Origin of the sequence: Thalassospira sp. HJ (assembly GCF_000948415.1) — a bacterium.
GTDB lineage: Bacteria > Pseudomonadota > Alphaproteobacteria > Rhodospirillales > Thalassospiraceae > Thalassospira.
In genome coordinates, this window is sequence record NZ_JYII01000007.1 from 1 (window position 1) to 18,143 (window position 18,143).

Annotated in this window: 16 protein-coding genes, 1 tRNA gene and 1 rRNA gene; 9 read left to right on the forward strand and 9 right to left on the reverse strand. The window is 54.1% G+C overall.

The genetic code is table 11. The features are described from left to right. Together rrf and UF64_RS03975 are read left to right on the forward strand one after the other, a co-directional pair. Positions 1–113: ribosomal RNA gene (gene rrf / locus UF64_RS03970) — 5S ribosomal RNA — on the forward strand; the annotation flags it as partial. Positions 114–220: 107 nt separating this feature from the next. Next, a tRNA-Met gene (locus tag UF64_RS03975) sits at positions 221–297 on the forward strand. 210 nt (positions 298–507) lie between these two features. Here UF64_RS03975 and UF64_RS19580 read toward each other — a convergent pair. From UF64_RS19580 to katG, 4 genes are all read right to left on the reverse strand, one after another. Next, positions 508–1,392, reverse strand: coding sequence for a hypothetical protein (locus tag UF64_RS19580; protein WP_052657445.1), 885 nt, complete (start codon positions 1,390–1,392; stop codon positions 508–510). Between the two features lie 89 nt (positions 1,393–1,481). Next, positions 1,482–2,633: a hypothetical protein gene (locus UF64_RS03985; protein ID WP_044827344.1), complete on the reverse strand. Its 1,152-nt coding sequence runs from the start codon at positions 2,631–2,633 to the stop codon at positions 1,482–1,484. A gap of 18 nt (positions 2,634–2,651) precedes the next feature. Next, on the reverse strand, positions 2,652–3,005 hold the full coding sequence (locus UF64_RS20110) for a hypothetical protein (RefSeq protein WP_152630598.1): 354 nt from the start codon (positions 3,003–3,005) through the stop codon (positions 2,652–2,654). A 337-nt stretch (positions 3,006–3,342) separates the two neighbouring features. Beyond that, entirely contained in the window at positions 3,343–5,526 is a 2,184-nt protein-coding gene (gene katG / locus UF64_RS03990; protein ID WP_044827345.1) for a catalase/peroxidase HPI, read from the reverse strand. 521 nt (positions 5,527–6,047) lie between these two features. On the opposite strand from katG, the gene UF64_RS03995 reads away from it, so the two are divergent. The 6 genes from UF64_RS03995 (at position 6,048) to UF64_RS04020 (ending at position 10,542) form a co-directional block, all read left to right on the forward strand. Further along, complete coding sequence (locus UF64_RS03995) at positions 6,048–7,058, forward strand: cation diffusion facilitator family transporter (RefSeq protein WP_044827346.1); 1,011 nt, start codon at positions 6,048–6,050, stop codon at positions 7,056–7,058. Positions 7,059–7,151: 93 nt separating this feature from the next. Beyond that, entirely contained in the window at positions 7,152–8,114 is a 963-nt protein-coding gene (locus tag UF64_RS04000) for a 2-dehydro-3-deoxygalactonokinase (protein ID WP_044827347.1), read from the forward strand. Positions 8,115–8,117: 3 nt separating this feature from the next. Next, entirely contained in the window at positions 8,118–8,771 is a 654-nt protein-coding gene (locus UF64_RS04005; protein ID WP_044827348.1) for a 2-dehydro-3-deoxy-6-phosphogalactonate aldolase, read from the forward strand. 122 nt (positions 8,772–8,893) lie between these two features. Beyond that, positions 8,894–9,673, forward strand: coding sequence for an SDR family oxidoreductase (locus UF64_RS04010; RefSeq protein WP_044827349.1), 780 nt, complete (start codon positions 8,894–8,896; stop codon positions 9,671–9,673). A 151-nt stretch (positions 9,674–9,824) separates the two neighbouring features. Further along, the gene (locus UF64_RS04015) at positions 9,825–10,097 is read left to right on the forward strand and encodes a GIY-YIG nuclease family protein (protein WP_052657446.1); all 273 of its coding nucleotides are present in this window, start codon (positions 9,825–9,827) and stop codon (positions 10,095–10,097) included. 97 nt (positions 10,098–10,194) lie between these two features. After that, the gene (locus UF64_RS04020) at positions 10,195–10,542 is read left to right on the forward strand and encodes a hypothetical protein (RefSeq protein WP_044827351.1); all 348 of its coding nucleotides are present in this window, start codon (positions 10,195–10,197) and stop codon (positions 10,540–10,542) included. Between the two features lie 94 nt (positions 10,543–10,636). Here UF64_RS04020 and UF64_RS04025 read toward each other — a convergent pair whose 3' ends face one another. The 5 genes from UF64_RS04025 to cysD all read right to left on the reverse strand — a co-directional run bounded on the left by UF64_RS04025 (position 10,637) and on the right by cysD (position 16,591). After that, a complete protein-coding gene (locus tag UF64_RS04025; protein ID WP_044827352.1) occupies positions 10,637–11,740 on the reverse strand; it encodes an ABC transporter substrate-binding protein in 1,104 nt (367 codons plus the stop codon). Between the two features lie 152 nt (positions 11,741–11,892). Next, the gene (locus UF64_RS04030) at positions 11,893–12,531 is read right to left on the reverse strand and encodes a CDP-alcohol phosphatidyltransferase family protein (RefSeq protein WP_044827353.1); all 639 of its coding nucleotides are present in this window, start codon (positions 12,529–12,531) and stop codon (positions 11,893–11,895) included. A 116-nt stretch (positions 12,532–12,647) separates the two neighbouring features. After that, the gene (locus UF64_RS04035) at positions 12,648–13,358 is read right to left on the reverse strand and encodes a GNAT family N-acetyltransferase (RefSeq protein ID WP_044827354.1); all 711 of its coding nucleotides are present in this window, start codon (positions 13,356–13,358) and stop codon (positions 12,648–12,650) included. A gap of 408 nt (positions 13,359–13,766) precedes the next feature. After that, a complete protein-coding gene (gene cysN / locus UF64_RS04040; protein WP_044827355.1) occupies positions 13,767–15,686 on the reverse strand; it encodes a sulfate adenylyltransferase subunit CysN in 1,920 nt (639 codons plus the stop codon). Continuing rightward, a complete protein-coding gene (gene cysD, locus UF64_RS04045; protein WP_044827356.1) occupies positions 15,686–16,591 on the reverse strand; it encodes a sulfate adenylyltransferase subunit CysD in 906 nt (301 codons plus the stop codon). Before cysD ends, cysN begins: the two co-directional genes overlap by 1 nt. A gap of 341 nt (positions 16,592–16,932) precedes the next feature. Here cysD and UF64_RS04050 point away from each other — a divergent pair, with 341 nt between their 5' ends. Beyond that, positions 16,933–18,129, forward strand: coding sequence for an MFS transporter (locus UF64_RS04050; protein WP_200892636.1), 1,197 nt, complete (start codon positions 16,933–16,935; stop codon positions 18,127–18,129). The last annotated feature ends 14 nt before the right edge of the window (positions 18,130–18,143 follow it).

An 18,143-nucleotide genomic window follows, 5' to 3' on the forward strand; every position in this document is an offset into this window, starting at 1 on the left:
CGGTGGCCATAGCGGCCGGGAACCACCTGATCCCTTCCCGAACTCAGAAGTGAAACCAGCCTGCGCCGATGGTACTTTGTCTTAAGGCACGGGAGAGTAGGTCACCGCCGGGCCTTCCAAATACAGCACATCATATTCCCTAAACCACACACCAAACATCAAACGCCGCTTCATCCCAGACGCGGCGTTATCTGTTTAAACAACAGATTACACCCACTGACGCGGGGTGGAGCAGCCCGGTAGCTCGTCAGGCTCATAACCTGAAGGTCAGAGGTTCAAATCCTCTCCCCGCAACCAAATAAAAAAGGCGGTCCCGCATTGGGGCCGCCTTTTTTATTTGATCACGCGAAGACGCTTTGAACTCTGGTCTTCCTGCGTTCTGAGCCTGTGCTCATAACTTGAAGGCTGAAGACGTATAGAAAACGTGCCAGTGGCACGTTTTTAGTCTGAAGGTCGAGCACGGCGAAGCCGCGCGCAGACTGCGCAGGTTCAAAACGCGCCACAAGCTCACTCCTCAACCACCCCATCCACAACACCCGCCTCAAGCAGCTCCGCTGTCTCCGGGAACCAGATCCCGGTATGCGGGGCGAGGAAGACTTGCTTAAGGAAGCTCTCGGCAATGCCCTGGCTGCGATAGAAGGTGATTTCCTTTTCCTGCTGGCCCTTGATGTCATACAGCGGCACGGGATAGTTCAGATCGATCTTGTATTGATGGAAGCCCAGCCGGCCATCGGGACCGAGATAGCGTTTGGCGCCGCCGATAAAGGCGGTCGTGCAGGCGGAACTGCAATCGGCAAACACATAGGTGTCCAAGCCCCGGTCCCGGATCAGGAAGCCGACACCGCGCCCTTCATAGACATGCCCGCCGTCACTGCTAAGGACGATGCCGGTCACATCGGGATTTTGATCGAGCAAGGCCGCCAATCGCTGCGCCATGCCAAGGGCAAAGATGCCGGTGATGTGGATGCGGGTGTTATCGGGACTGAGTGTGAGCGCATATTGGCTGGCGCGGGCATCTTCAAGCTCGGTCAGGTTGACCGGTATAAACCGTTCCGGGGCGAGGGAACGGAAAGAGGCCGCGATGCTGAGTACGGTAAAGGCCAGACACAGCCCGGTCACCCCATAGGTCACAACGGTCCAGATGTTCGCAAGAATGCTCACCTGATGGCGGGTGGCGCGCAGCACCCCGACCACCTGCCAGGCAAAAACAACGCCATGAAAAAGAAGAATAAAAACAACCGTCGCGATCAGGGCGGGAGTGCGATCAGAGATATAGGGCGGGAGCGTATAGCGATCGGCAAACAGGATCAGAGCGCGGATCAGGATCAGATTGACGCACAGCGCGAATAACAGCGCGTGCTTTCCTTGCCAGTGATCCTGGAGATATCGCAATTGAGCTGTTCCTTAAGCGTTCAGGTTTGAAATTAATGAAAACCGAACTCCTCCCCAGTTTTGTGAAGCTTTATGGTAGTTCAATACTTTCAGAGGAGGAACTGCATGTTTTGGGTATTAAGTTCGCGTGTTACCCATGCATAAATACATTCAGCATGGCTTGCATAACTATGATGTTCATCTCCGCCGATGATCATCCCATACCACCGACTGGTATCATCATCTGGGCCTAATGACGAAACACCTAGGCGAACAGCGGACCCAGAATCACCAGGATTGCTGAGGCGCTGGGAAACGTATTGAGGACTGCGATGTCCAAGCATTAAGACGTCACCAATTGAGTGAAGGGTGCCGTCGTTAAATATATCAATAGATTTACGGACGGTGAGGGCGGATACTTTCCCTTTCGTAGCGGAGTTGCGATAAGCACCGTAAAAGAATATTGGGTCTTCTTGATGAATTTCGGAGATTTTTTGAATTATAGCGGACGTTGTATTTCGATGTTGTGAAGAAGGACTTGAAGAGTTTGACCCCTTGATAAGGGCAGCATCTAGTTTGGTAGTGACTTGGCCGATTTTTATATCTGGCCCGCATGTTGTATAGTGCTGCGTTGTTCCCAGAGGAAAGCGCTGGCTGCCGAATTTAATCCCGAGGATACGGCGGAAACTCTCTAAATGTACTTCGCTTCCCAAATCAGTCACATGCCCGCATGTCAAACCGAAGACATCTCCATTTTCTAACTTAAATGTTCCGCAGAGTGTTCCATAGCTTCCGCTAGAAATCGAGCCCTCACTCACAATCCTGTCGCCAGTCCCGAGGTTTGCTTTTGCAGGCCCACTTTTGCGGTAGCGGATTGGAGTTGTCTCAAATTCTCGACGCTCGTAGTACTTATCCCCCCAATACTCAGGGGCAACGTCAATGATGATCTCGTACTTTGGAAAAGATAAAGACCTGTAAGGGTGAGTCGGAGGAATCTGGTCCAATATAAACTGCGGTTGGTTCTCTGGTTCGGAGTGAATAAAATAATTGTAGTAAAAGTGAAGGTAGTCATTACTGACATGCCAAGGTGTACTATAATGAGCTTGTACAGCAAGCAGCCAACGAGCATATGTTTCGTCAGGTATATAGCGAATGTGTTGGCCGGTAGAATGCTCTGGATTAATAAAGTCAGGCAGGTCACTTTGGAAGAGTTTACTCAACCTTCCAGAGAATGCTTCATACCTTAAATAATCAATCAGCATGACATCTTAATCACAAATTTAACTTAAGAGGCTTGCCAGAGCTGATTGCCAGCCCAGTCCAATTGGAACCAGAGCAATTAGCTGAAGCGCAATAGGTTTTTGAGGATCGAATGAAGATTTGTAGACGCTCGGAAGGATTAATACTGCTGCGACAGCACTAAACAAAAGTTGTCCCCAGATTGTCGAGAACTCAATAGACCAAGTTCCATGATCAGAATAGTGCCTTAGGAAAGGTTCCACAAAAACACCTGCCAAAACAGCAATATACTGAGGAAAAATTCGGGCATGATTGTCGCTGCCCCTTTGGCCGGATGGGATGGTAGAACGGTAGTTTGATTGCAAATCGAAGTAACTCAATACCTTGTTAATCATTTTTCCACTTTAGATAGATTCTTTCGTAAAATTGTAACCAAAAGTGTATATCAATTTCTCTGAATGTTTCAAGGGAAATGTAGCTGTGGTTCCTATGATCAAAGTTGCATAGTGAAATATACTTTTAGCTAGCTGAGGACTCCTTAGCTTGTCCGTTGGTTGTTAATAGAAGATTTGTGCTTGCTAAATGTAGGTGTGGCAGAAATTAGAATTCAAATTGTATGGTTGTGTTTTGGGAAACATTTTTTGCCATTAACGAGAACACCCCCGGCCTAGCGACCGGGGGTGTTCTCATTTCAAAGCCTTAAAGCTCCAAATCACATCAATCCATCAGCCCTCACGCCAGATCAAAGCGATCGGCGTTCATGACTTTGACCCAAGCCGCCACGAAGTCCTTGACGAACTTCTCGTGGTTGTCGTCCTGGGCGTAGACTTCGGCGTAGGCGCGCAGGATCGAGTTGGAACCGAAGACCAGATCCACGCGGGTGGCGGTGAATTTGGTGTCGCCGGACTTGCGATCAACGATGTTGTAAAGGTTGTCGCCAGCCGGTTTCCAGCTATAGGCCATGTCGGTCAGGTTAACGAAGAAGTCGTTCGAGAGAACGCCAACGCGATCGGTAAAGACACCGTGTTTGGTGCCGCCATGGTTGGTGCCAAGTGCGCGCATGCCGCCGATCAGTACGGTCATTTCATGGGCGGTCAGGCCCATGAGCTGTGCGCGGTCGAGCAGCATTTCTTCCGGTGAGACGACATAGTCCTTTTTCGACCAGTTGCGGAAGCCGTCAGCCAGCGGTTCGAGGACGTCGAAGCTGTCGGCATCGGTCATCTCGTCGGTCGCATCACCGCGGCCCGGTGCGAACGGGACGGTGATGTTGATGCCAGCATCTTTTGCTGCCTTTTCAACCGCAGCCGAGCCGGCAAGCACGATGAGGTCAGCCATCGAGACTTTCTTGGCAAGGCCTGCCCGGAAGTCCTCAAGCGCTTTGAGAACCTTGGCAAGACGTGCCGGTTCGTTGCCTTCCCAATCCTTCTGCGGGGCAAGCCGGATGCGTGCACCATTGGCACCACCACGGCGGTCAGAGCCACGGAAGGTACGGGCACTGTCCCAGGCGGTGTTGATCAGATCGGTCGAGGACAGGCCAAGACCGAGCAGCTTGGATTTGAGATCGGCGATTTCAGAATCCGAGAGGGTGTAATCAACAGCCGGGATCGGGTCCTGCCAGATCAGGTCTTCTGCCGGTACATCCGGGCCGAGATAGCAGGCCTTCGGGCCCATATCACGGTGGGTCAGCTTGAACCATGCACGGGCAAAGCAATCGGAGAAATATTCAAAGTCGTTATTGAATTTCTCGATGATGGCGCGATAGGTCGGGTCCATCTTCATGGCCATGTCGGCATCGGTCATGATCGGCATGCGACGGATTGACGGGTCTTCGACGTCAACCGGCATGTCTTCTTCCTTGATGTTGACCGGTTCCCACTGGGTCGCGCCGGCGGGGCTTTTCTTGAGCTCCCACTCATACCCCAGCAGAAGTTCGCAATAGCCGTTATCCCACTTGGTCGGGTGGGCGGTCCAGGCGCCTTCGATGCCAGAGGTCACGGTGTCGCGGCCAATGCCACGCTTGGTGTGGTTCATCCAGCCAAGGCCCTGCTCATGGACGTCGGCTGCTTCGGGTTCGGCTTCAAGAAGGGAGGCATCGCCATTACCATGGGTTTTACCAACGGTGTGGCCACCAACGGTCAGCGCTGCGGTTTCTTCGTCATTCATCGCCATACGGGCGAAGGTTTCACGGACCTGGGCTGCGGTCTTGAGCGGGTCGGAAACGCCGTTCACACCTTCCGGGTTCACATAGATCAGGCCCATCTGGACAGCGGCCAGCGGGTTTTCCATGGTTTCGGGCTTGGAGACATCGTCATAACGGTTGTCAGAAGGTGCCAGCCATTCTTTTTCAGCACCCCAATAGGTGTCCTTTTCCGGATGCCAGATATCTTCACGGCCGCCACCGAAACCAAAGACCTTAAGACCCATGGATTCATAGGCCATGGTGCCGGCGAGAATGATCAGGTCAGCCCAGGAAAGCTTGTTGCCATATTTCTTTTTGATCGGCCAGAGAAGACGACGCGCCTTGTCAAGGTTGGCGTTATCGGGCCAGGAGTTCAGCGGGGCGAAACGCAGGTTGCCCTTGCCACCGCCGCCACGGCCATCGGCCAGACGGTAGGAGCCGGCAGAGTGCCAAGCCATACGGATCATCAGACCACCATAATGGCCCCAGTCGGCCGGCCACCATTCCTGGCTATCGGTCATGAGGTTTTTGATGTCGGTCTTAACGGCTTCAAGGTCGAGCTTTTTGAATTCTTCAGCATAGTTGAAGTCTGCACCATAGGGGTTCACCTTGGTGTCGTGCTGATGAAGGATGTCGAGATTAAGCGTTTTCGGCCACCAATCGCTTACTGATTTGCCGGTCTCGGTCATGCCGCCATGCATTACCGGACATTTCCCTGCGGTATGTTTTCCGTCCATTTTTTCTCTCTCCGTCGTGGCTGAGATGTTTTAAACAGCTCCTGGACCCGTATCGCGTTGATCGCGCGGTAGATAGGGCGCTTTGATTGGTTGCGCCCGTTTCATTGTTTCTCCCTGAATTGATTTAACCAAAACCAGCGAGATGAAACCAGAGATTATGCGTTAAGGTTTCATGTTGTAGGTAATGCTCAACTCAAAGATCGCAATGCGACACAGATCATTCAATCCGATGCGACGGGTTTCCCTCATCGCTGTGTGAAGGCTAACAACAGCGGGTATAATAGGGGAAATAGTTATTTCATGTGTTTTCGATAGTTTTTATCGATGAATATGTGAAAGGGGCCAAGCGCGTTGGTTTGCGGGCGCTGTTGGTTGGGGTCGTGACATTTGTTCTCAGTCGGTTAGACTGTGTTCGAGTTCACAGTCTTAAGTGTTTAAACGTTCCGGGTTTTCCTGATCCCGGATGTTGCGCGCCCACCACACTGCCTTGATGCAGCCCCACAGAAAGCGGAAATCCCGACATGTCTCATTCTTCAAAAGGTGCCATTTACATGGCAGCAGCGGCCAATCTGTTGATTGCTGTGGCGAAGTTTGGCGGGGCGGCGATTACCGGCTCGGCCGCGATGATGTCGGAGGGCATTCATTCGCTGGTCGATACCGGCAATCAGGGGCTTTTGCTTTTGGGCTTGCGGCTGTCAGTCCGTGAACCGGATGAGCGGCATCCGCTGGGCTATGGCAAGGAGACCTATTTCTGGTCGTTTCTGGTGGCGGTGATGATTTTCGGGCTGGGGGCTGGTGTTTCGATCTGGGAAGGGGTGGACAAGATCCTGCATCCGCATGCGCTTGATGTGCATGTGGTGGCCACGTTTGGAGGGTTTGATGTCCGGACCTATCACGTTGTGTTTTCGATCCTAGTGATTGCGATTGTGCTCGAGGGGGCCGCGTTTCGCACGGCTTACCTGACGTTTCGCGCGCAGCACCCCGATATGCCGCTGGTAAAGGCGGTGCGCAGCAGCAAGGACCCGACGGTATTTGTCATCCTGTTTGAGGATTCAGCAGCGTTGCTTGGCCTTGTGGTGGCATGTGTCGGGATTGCGGCGGCCTATTGGCTTGAGATGCCCGTACTTGATGGTCTGGCATCGGTGATGATCGGGCTTATTCTGGCGGTGACGGCGTTCATGCTGGCGGTCGAGTGCAAGGGGCTTCTGATTGGCGAAAGTGCCAATGCCCAAAGCCGCAAAATGATTGCCGATATGGTCGCGGCCATTCCGGGCATCCTTAAGGTGAATGAGATCATCACCCTGCATCACGGGCCGCAAAGCCTGATGGTCTGCGTCAGTGTCGATTTCGAGGACAAGGTGACTTCCCCGCAGGTGGAAGCGGCTGTCAGTCGATTGGAAAGCGAAATTCGCGCGGCGATCCCGGAAGTCTCCAAGGTGTTTATCGAAGCGCAAAGTTGGACCGGGCATCAGACTTTGCTGGAGCAAGCCCGTGCGGCCGAAGAAGGGGAGGGCGCAGAACATCCCGGGTGAGTGTACATTATTGCGAACATCACCCGCGCGCATTGACCGCGGGTCTGCGCAATTGTATGAGGAATAAAATCAACACCAAAATTCGAGGGCAGGGTGAGCGCGCTAAATCAGGATTACGGACCATCTCTTTCATGGATTGCGGTTGATTGGGGGACCTCCAACCTGCGGGTCTGGGCGATGGATGATAACGCTAACATCCTTGGTTCTGTTGAAAGCCCGCTTGGCATGAATGCGATTGCCGGTGACCCGAAGCTTTCATTCGAGGCGGTGCTGATTGACCTGATTGACGCTTGGCTTGCCAAGGACATGGTCGGATTGCCCGTCGTGATTTGTGGGATGGCTGGGGCGAAGCAAGGATGGCTTGAAGCACCTTATTGCGATGTGCCGGCACGGCCTGCGGACCTGGCGCAGGGGGCTGCGAAACCGGATGTGAGGGATCCTCGCATTTCGGTGTTTATTCTGCCGGGACTGTGTCAGCGCGGGGATCCTGATGTCATGCGCGGCGAGGAAACCCAACTGGTTGGCTTTATGGCCGCCCATCCGGGTTTTGCCGGCTGGGTCTGTTTGCCCGGCACCCATTCGAAATGGGCGCGGATATCGGGCGGGGAGATCACGACCTTTCGCACCTATATGAGTGGGGAGGTGTTTGCCCTTCTGTCGCAACATTCCATTTTGCAGCACTCGGTTGATGATGGCTGGGATGATGCGGCGTTCGCCGATGCGGTGCGCGCGGCCCAGACACAGCCGACGGCCTTTTTGCATCGCCTGTTTGGTGTGCGGGCCGCGGCACTTGTCGCGCCAGCCGGGACCACTGTAGCGTCGGGGGCTTCGGTTTTGTCTGGCACCGTCATCGGCACGGAAATCGCCGATGTGCTGGGGCTGTTGCAGCCGAACGAAAACATTGCCCTGATCGGGGCGGGCAAGCTGGCGTCGCTTTATCAGGCGGCCTTGGCTGTGCATGGCCACAAGGCCACACCTCAGGACGGGGCGACAATTACACTTTCAGGGTTGGCGCGGGCACGCACGACCCTTGTTCCGACATCAAAGGAAAACTGAGCCATGACATCCTATGTTGCAGAACAGATTACGGATCCGGTGACGGGCAAAGGGCGCCGTCGCCTGATCGCAATCCTGCGCGGTGTACAGCCGCATGAGGCCGCCGATATGGCACGTGCGCTGGTCGATGCCGGGATCACCATGATCGAGGTGCCCCTGAACTCGCCAGAGCCGCTTAAAAGCATTGCTGCGATGAAAGAGGCGGTCGGTGATGCCGCCATGATCGGGGCGGGCACGGTTCTGACCACCAAGGATGTTGCCGATGTTAAGGCCGCCAAGGGCGAGTTTGTTGTCTCGCCCAATTGCGATATCGATGTGATCACGAAAACCAAGGAACTTGGCATGGGTTCTTGGCCGGGTGTTCTGACCCCGACCGAATGCTTTGCCGCGATCAAGGCCGGGGCCGACGGGCTCAAGATTTTTCCGGCCAGCATCATCGGGGCCGAGGGCATCAAGGCCATGCGCGCTGTTTTGCCCCAAAGCACGCCGGTCTATGCTGTCGGCGGCGTCGGCCCGGATGATTTTGCCTCTTACGCCAAGGCAGGCTGCGATGGCTTTGGCCTTGGATCTGGCCTCTATAAGCCCGGCATGACAGCGACTGACGTATCAAATGCCGCGATCGCCTATGTCAGCGCACATGATGCGGTGTTTGGCTGAGGGGCCCGTTCCGGAATATTCTGTTTTGAAATAATTCCAAATCGTGGAAGTGCGTTTGACCCTTTTGGGCGTGCGGGCTAAATTCCTGTCATTGTCTGAATTCCTGAACATGGGAGGATCCATTGGATCTTGGAATTAAGGGCCGCAAGGCCATTGTGTGTGCGTCGTCCAAGGGGCTTGGTCGTGGCTGTGCGATCAAGCTGGCCGAAGCCGGTGTTGACCTTGTGCTGAATGCGCGCTCCGAAGGGCCGCTTGCTGAAACGGCGGAATATATCCGCGATACCTATGGCGTGAACGTCACAACGGTCGCGTGCGATATCACTACCGAAGAAGGCCGTAACAAGGTTCTGGCCGCTGTCGATGCGCCGGATATTCTGGTCAATAACGCCGGCGGTCCTCCCCCGGGTGTTTGGTCCGATTGGGGCCAGAAAGAATGGGAAGCAGCCGTTCAGTCGAACATGCTGACCCCGATCCTGCTGGCAACAGCTGTCCTGCCGGGCATGATTTCGCGTCAGTGGGGCCGGATTGTGAACATCACGTCGGGTTCTGTGAAATCACCGATCCCGCATCTGGGCCTTTCGAACGGGGCGCGTGCCGGTCTGACCGGTTTTGTCGCCGGAACCTCGCGCCAGGTTGCCAAGGATGGTGTGATCATGAACAACCTTCTGCCGGGTCAGCATGATACCGACCGTATCAATGCGCTGATGACCAACAAGTCGAAGGCCGAGGGCATCTCGCTTGAAGAAGCACGCACCAAAACCCAGGCCGGTCTTCCGACCGGACGTTTTGGCGATCCGCTTGATTTCGGGGCGACCTGTGCGTTTATGTGCAGCGAGCATGCGAAATTCATGGTCGGGCAGAACGTTCTGCTTGATGGCGGAGCCTTCAACTCCACCCTTTAATTCGTCCCATGCTGGTCTGCAAACGGCTGGCTTCTGCGCTTCCGGTGCTCACGTACCTTAAGTACGTTGCGCGCCGGTTCTCAAAGTCAGCCGTTTTCGCCACAGCATGAAACGAATTCGGTCGTGCAATCAAAGACCGGGTAATTCGCAGATGGCGTCATTCACCTTTGTTTATGTGCTGCGCGAACTGGATTTTGTGCCGGGGCAGGGCAAGGTCAAACTGCCCCGGACCTATGTTGGCTGGTCGACCGATGTCGAGGCGAGGCTCGCCACGCATAACAGCGGGAGGGGCGCCAAGACGACGCGCGGGCGGCAGTGGGAGCTGGTTTATGTCGAACGGTTCCGCACCTTCGGGCAGGCGATGAGCCGGGAATGGCATCTGAAACGCGATCGCAAGCTGCGCAAGATGCTGGCTGGCGGCTAGTCCGGATGGGGTATGCCCAAATCAGCACTTGCATCATCGCGCCAAGTAACAGATATGTGCTTGCAAATCACACCTTCAAACTAAGGGCCCGTCGATCATGGCATTCGTTCGCAAAAATCCGCTGAAACTCAACAAGCTGCAACTGCGCACCCTTGTGCTGGCACAGGTGATTGCCAAGGATCCCAATTCCGGGAAGATCGATGAGGCAACCGGCGAAGCAACGCTTCTGCGCGTTCCGCATGCCCATGGCGATCACGTTCATGTCGGCAAGTTCACCGTGGCGGCCCGCGATGCCAGCGGTTTTGAAAACCCGGCTGTCTGGGTGGCACTGAACCGTAAGGGGCTGGTCAAGGAAGGCTATCCGGCCGCCATCGTCCTGACCAAGGAAGGCATGGAATATGACACCGGCCTTGGCGATCATTTCCTTGAGGAAAGCGATCACTAGGATCGTTTTCGATCCGGGCATGCCCGGGATCACGATATGAAAAAGCCCTGCACAAGCAGGGCTTTTGTTTTTGGGGTACGTCGAACCCGTCGGATCAGTTAACCCGGATAAACTTGCCATCCTGAATGGCCACGAAATAGATCGCCCGGTTGCCATCGCCAAAGGCATCAAACACCAGTTCCTGATGCAGCCCCTGTTGCGGGGACAGGTTTGTCAGGGCATCCGCCAGGGATTGTTCCGGATGTTTGGCGCGCATGGCGGCAAACAGAACCGTTGCCGCATCATAGGTCAGAACAGCGGTATAGCCCGGCTGATGGGCAAACATTGCGCTGTAATCCTTGATGAATTGCTGGAAGCGCGGGTTGGTGTCATAGCGATCATAGGCTTGGACCAGTTCCATGCCTTCGACAGCCTTGCCTCCCAGTTCGATCAGGGCCTGTGATCCGGCCCATTCGGCTGCTGCCAGCGGGATATCAGGCGACAATTTGCGGATTTCATGCGCCATGGAGGCACCGTCTCCGCTGTTGGTGATCAGGACAATCGCGTCGGGATCATCGGCAAGGAGCTGGGCGGCTGCATCGGCATGGGTAACGTTGTTAACATTGATCCAGATTTTGGAAATGACCAACCCGTCCAGCGCATCGAATTCCAGAAGAAACTCGCGATACCAGCTATCAGTGAATGCCTGGTTCTGACCATCAAGGGCAAGTGCAACGCGGGTCAGTCCAAGATCGATATAGCGCCTCGCATAGGCGCGTGCGTTTTCCCGCGTGGTGGTGTTCATGCGAAACAGGTTGTCGCGAAAGCCGGCAAAGTCGGCCGCCGAAATAGTTGGCGAGATGGTGACAACACCAAGCTCGTTAATTACCGGAAGCATTGCCATACCGATCGAACTGATGATCGGGCCAACGATGGCATCAACGCCAAGGCGTTTGAGTTCGCGGACATGGTTTTGGGCGGTTTCGGGGGTTTTCAGATCATCACGGGGAATGATTTCGATCATGCGGCCATTGATGCCGCCATCGGTATTGACCTGCTGGGCGGCGAGTTTGAGGGCCTCAAGTGCACCGGTTCCAGCATCGGATCCAGGGCCGGATAAGCCGGCGATAAAGCCTATCTTGATCGGGCCTGATTCTTCGCAGGCAGCCAGTAAGAGGCATCCGACAAAAACAGCACATAAAAACCTGATGGACCGCATGTTATTCCTTGCAGTTTCCTCGCGTGGTCAAAAATCATGACCTGTCGACGTTTGTATTGCGTAAACCTATCCGTATGTACAGGTTTTGACGATTTCGATATGGATGTTTCCCGAACGCGTTTCAAGCGGTTGGTATCGTAATCTTTGCACGATCAACCAAAGTCGCGTCTGGCCTGCAGCACCCGGCCTGCGGTGGTCAGCAGGCATAAGGCTCCGAAAATCGCAGCGATATTGTCAAACAAGGCCGGGAAAATGCATATGAGACATAAGACCAGTATGGTCTCGCTGCCTTCGGTAATGCCGGTCAGGTAATAGAAACTTTTTTTGCCTTGGGCGTCATTGTCACTGCGGCCCAGTTTGGCGGCAATAATGGCATAGGCCAGAAAACTCGACCCGGTGCCGATAAAACAGAAAATCAGAAACGCCGCCATAAGCGCATGTTCCGGCCGCCCGATCGCAAAGGCCAGAATGATGCCCGAATAAAACAGAAAGTCCGAGACGATATCGTAATAACCACCCAGATCACTTTCCTGACTTTTCGCACCCGGATGACGCGACCGGGGTACGGCATGCCGTGCAACCGCCCCATCAAGCCCATCCATGAAACGTGACGCCAGGATCAGGGCAAGGGCCGCGTAATCGAGTTTGAAAACAAGACAGGCAGCAGAGAGGAGGCCAAGAAAAAAGCCAAACCCCGTAATCATGTTGGGCGTGATGCCCGTGCCCGAAAGCGTACGTGCAATCGCATTCAATGGCACATCAATCAGCGGGCGCAGGCGGGCATCAAACATCGGGCGGATCCATTTAACATGTTGAGATGGCGACTATAAGCCGAACCCCAATCAAATGAAAATCATCACTTTGTTTGTCGCCGACCTGCGCTTGATCAGCCGATTATGACGAAAGATCAGGGACGCAGGTCTTCAAGGCGTTTGCGCTGTTGGCCAGCATCATCAAAGTTGTCCGGGGCGAGCCAGGCTTCGAACGCAGCGCGGATCGCCGGCCATTCCTCATATGTGATGGAAAACCACGCCGTGTCGCGGTTGCGTCCCTTATAGACCAAATGATTGCGAAACGTGCCTTCATAGGTAAAGCCATAGCGGGCCGCAGCAGCGCGGGACGGGGCGTTCTGATCGTCGCATTTCCATTCATAGCGGCGATAGCCCAGCTCATCAAAGGCCCGCTTCATCATCAGATACATCGCCTCCGTCCCACCAATGGTTTTGGAAAGGGCCGGGGCATAGTTGATATTGCCGACTTCCACCACGCCATTTTTTGGGTCAATCCGCATAAAGGCAGCAACGCCAACAGCTGTGTTGGTGACCTTATCGATGATGGCGTGCAGCATCGGATCGTCGCTGGCAGTCATGCCTTCAAGCCATGCCTTGTAAGCGGCAAAATCCGCGAACGGCCCGGTCGGAAGATAGGTAAAGCGTGACCCGTCAGACGCCTTGCTGTTGGCGTCAAAAAGCTGCTGGGCATCGCGGGCGACATCAAGCGGGCGTACGATGACGTGGCTGCCGGTCATGTCGCTGCGCGGCGGTAGCGCACATCCGGTCCAGTTTTCAATCGGGTGGCCGACGGGTTTGCCAAATTGGTCTTTGTGGGGCACGGGCATGGAGCCTTTCTGTTGATATGATGTTTGATCAACAGAGTGACCAGAATTGGTTCTGTATTCTAGTGCCATTTTCGTAAATATGACGGGGCCAATTTGGCGATACTGGTGCCTCTTCTTATGGGATGGTTGGTATGGGGATCAGTGCGGTAAGGCCGGTAGTTTGTAGGTTTTGTCAGGCTAGCTATTATCCAATTTTACAGACCACACATACCGATCAATAAAGCCCGTTTGAGTTTCGGGAAGTGTTGAAATGAATGCGTCTGTCTAACATGCTCAATTGTTGTTGATTTGTTCTTTTCGTGTGGTCAAATCGGAACAAGAGTCAAAATGCATTGATCGGGCAAGTGACCTAAAAACAGCCCCCGGCATCCTCTGATGCCGGGGGCTGATAATAAAGCAAGTCAGTAATCAGATTTCAGGGAACCAGGCCCCCAGAACGCCAAACTCTTCAAGCTTGGCGACAATGATCTCGGCGGCTTCTTCTGCACTTTGATCGGCGGTGCTGACCACGATCTCGGCATTTTCTGGCCGCTCATAGGGGCTGTCGATCCCGGTGAAGTTGGCGATCTCGCCGGCACGGGCCTTTTTATAAAGACCCTTCACATCGCGCTGTTCGCAGACTTCAAGCGGGGTGTCGATAAACACCTCGATGAATTCACCTTCCTCGACAAGGCTGCGCGCCAGTTGGCGTTCGCTTTTGAACGGCGAGATGAAGGATACCAGCGTGATCACGCCGGCATCGACAAACAGCTTGGCCGTCTCACCCACACGGCGGATGTTTTCCACGCGATCGGCATCGGTAAAGCCAAGATCCTTGTTCAGGCCATGACGGACATTATCGCCATCAAGGGTGTAGGTGTGCTTGCCAAGGGCATGGAGCTTCTTCTCAACCAGGTTGGCAACGGTGGATTTGCCCGCACCCGACAGGCCGGTGAACCACAGAATGGCCGATTTCTGGCCTTTCTGATAGGCGCGCGCCCCCTTGTTGATGTCCATTTCCTGCCATTTGATGTTGGTTGCACGACGCAGGGAATGGTTGACCATGCCCGCCCCAACGGTTGCGTTGGTGAAGCGGTCAATGATGATGAAGCGGCCCGAATGACGGTTTTTGTCATAGGGATCAAAGGCAAGCGCCTTGTCTGCTGAAATATTGGCAATGCCGACTTCATTGAGTTCAAGCGTCTTGCCGGCCACATGTTCAAGCGTGTTGACATTGACCTTGTATTTCAGCGCGCTGATCTGCGCATTGGCGAGTTGTGCGCCCATCTTGATCAGATAGGGACGACCGGGCAGAAGATGATCTTCATGCATCCAGATGATGCGAGCTTCGAACTGATCAGCAAAGTCCGGCTTTGCCTTTGCTTCGGCCAGAACGTCGCCACGCGAAATGTCGATTTCATCTTCAAGGGTCAGCGTGATCGCCTGACCGGCAATCGCTTCATCAAGGTTGCCATCAAAGGTAACGATCTCCTTGACCTTGCTGGTCTGACCCGATGCGGTCACAACGATCTCGTCGCCCGGTTTGATGCGGCCAGACGAAATCGTGCCGGAAAAGCCCCGGAAATCAAGGTTCGGGCGGTTGACCCACTGCACCGGAAGGCGGAACGGCTTATCAATCGCGTCCTGTTCGACCTGCACATCTTCAAGATGGGCCAGAAGCGTCGGGCCGGAATACCAGGGCGTATTTGCACTCGGTTCAATCATGTTATCGCCACGCAGGGCCGAAAGCGGGATCGCGGTGATCGAGCTATAGTTCAGCTGCTTGGCGAATTCATTGTACTCGGCAACGATCTGATCGAATTTCGACTGGTCATAGTCGATCAGGTCCATCTTGTTGACCGCCAGCACCACGTGCTTGATCCCCAGAAGGGATGTGATGAAGCTGTGACGACGGGTCTGTGTCAAAATGCCTTTACGTGCGTCAATCAGGATGACGGCCACATCAGCGGTCGAGGCGCCGGTTGCCATGTTGCGGGTATATTGTTCGTGGCCCGGCGTATCGGCGACGATGAATTTGCGCTTGTCGGTGGAGAAGAAGCGATAGGCAACATCAATGGTGATGCCCTGTTCGCGTTCAGCCTGCAAACCATCGAGCAGCAAGGCAAAATCAATCTCGCCGCCCTGCGTGCCGACTTTGCGGCTATCTGATTCAAGGGCTGCCAGCTGATCTTCAAAGATTAGTTTGGAATCCCAAAGCAGACGGCCAATCAGGGTCGATTTGCCATCGTCCACGCTGCCGCAGGTAATGAAACGCAGAAGGCTTTTTTCTTCCTGGGCCTTGAGGTAGCCAAGGATATCATCAGCAATCAGGTCGGATTTATGTGACATCAGAAATAACCTTCCTGCTTCTTCTTCTCCATCGACCCGGCCTGGTCGTGGTCAATCATGCGGCCCTGACGTTCGCTTGAGCGGGTCAGAAGCATTTCCTGGATAATGTCGGGCAGAGTGGCCGCCTCGGACTCAACGGCCCCGGTCAGCGGATAGCAGCCAAGGGTCCTGAAACGCACCGATTTCATTTCCGGTGTTTCACCCGGATTAAGCGGCATGCGGTCATCATCGACCATGATCAGCATGCCATCACGCTCGACCACCGGACGTTTGGCGGAATAATAGAGCGGTACAATCGGGATCTGCTCAAGATAGATGTATTGCCAGATATCAAGCTCGGTCCAGTTGGAGATCGGGAAGGCGCGGATGCTTTCACCCTTGTTGATCCGGGCGTTATAGATATCCCACAGTTCCGGGCGCTGGTTTTTCGGATCCCAGCGATGGGTCTCGGTCCGGAAGGAAAATACACGTTCCTTGGCGCGTGCCTTTTCCTCGTCACGCCGCGCACCGCCAAAGGCTGCATCGAACTTGTATTTGTTCAGCGCCTGTTTGAGCGATTCCGTCTTCATGACATCGGTATGAAGGCTCGATCCATGGGTGAACGGGCCGATGCCCTGATCAACGCCGTCTTGATTGATATGAACAATCAGATCAAAGCCGTATTCAGCGGCCATCCGGTCGCGAAACTCGATCATTTCGCGGAATTTCCAGGTGGTATCGACATGCATCAACGGGAAGGGCGGCGGGGCCGGATAAAAGGCCTTCCGCGCCAGATGCAGCAGAACCGATGAATCCTTGCCGATGGAATAAAGCATCACCGGCCGTTCAAAGGATGCCGCCACCTCGCGGATGATGTGGATACTCTCTGCCTCAAGCTGGCGGAGATGGGTCAGATTAGGCTGCATTCTCTTTCCTGACGGTAAATCAACACAAAATATTGTGTTCATAAAAGTATTTCACTTGGCTTTGATGGGTAATATGGAATGCCCCGCAACGCAAGTGTGATTTCCATTTTTACACAAAATTTTGTAGTCGAATACGTATCAACACTGTTTGCTGTGTTTAATTTGAAATACGCGACAGGGCAAGCATATTTGCGCCCAAGGACTCTGTTCGCGCGGAGATATGTGAAAGTCACTACCCAAAGTAGCGCGGCAGCCATGCAGTATTGCGCCTTTTAGAGGCAGTGTAATCAACGCAGGGTGGCGGCAGACTTTTTGCACTGATTTCAAAAGGATGCTTCGCGGTGCGATTTGATATCCGAAAGCCTGCCACTCTGTTCTTCACGTCCATGTTTGCCGCAAGGCTTGCTGATCAGTTTCTTTTGTTTGTTGTTCCGTTGGTGGTCTATCAGACCACGCAAAGTGTTGCGCTGTCGGGGCTTGCCTATGCGGCGGAGACATTGCCGCGCGTTTTATTCTATCCGGTCTGCGGGGTTCTTTCAGATCGTTATTCGCCGCTTCGGTTAATGCAGCTTAGTCAGATCGGGCGTGCGGTTGTTTGCGTGCTGGGACTGATCGGTTTCGCGTTGTTTGATGGGCTTGGCTGGGTTGTCGGTATTTCGGCGATTTGCGGTCTTTTGACCACGCAGGGCTTCATGGCGCGCGAAGTGTTATTGCCGCAAATCTTTGCCAATGCCCGGTTTGAGAAAATCCAGTCGGTTTCACAAAGCGTCAATCAGGCGAGTATCGTTCTCGGCCCGCTTTTGGCCGCAAGCCTGTTTGCGATCAGCAACTGGCAGACAGTTGTGGTGGTCGCCGCGATCCTGTTTGGCATTGCCGAACTTTCCATGATGGTCTGGCGCCACTTCAATCAGACACCGATCACGGCAACCGATGAAAACCCGTCCTGGGTTGTGCCTTTTAAAACAGCGTTTTCACATCTTATCCATCTGCCGGGACTGAAACGCGTGATCGCGCTGACCGCCAGTGTGAACCTTGTGTTTGGCATTACGCTTGCGACGTCAGCCGCAATGGTCACCGGGCTTCATGGCCAAAGCGAGGAACATTACGCCCTGTTGCAGACTGTCGGTGCGGCATTCACCATCGTGGTTCTGATGCTGGTCGGGGCGAGCAGCCTTTCTGTGGGGCGTATCGGGCTCATATCATTTGCCGGGGTTTTCCTTGGCGGTGTTTTGACGGCAATCGGCCCGGATTACTGGCTTTATATGGTCGGCTTTGCCGTGGTGCTTGGGTTTGACGGGATGTTTAACATCTATATCCGTACCATCCGGCAGAAGATCATCCCGGCACGGGATTATGGCAAAACAACCGGTGTGATTATTCTCTTTAACAATATGACACAGCCAATCGCTGGGCTTCTTGTCGGGTTCACCGGCAGTCTGGCGCAAACCAGCTGGCTTATTCTTGTGCTCAGCCTTGTCATGCTGGTTTCGGGCCTTGTTTTGTCATTGCCGCGCTTTAACATGCGCGCCGCTGAATAGCATCAGCACCAGAT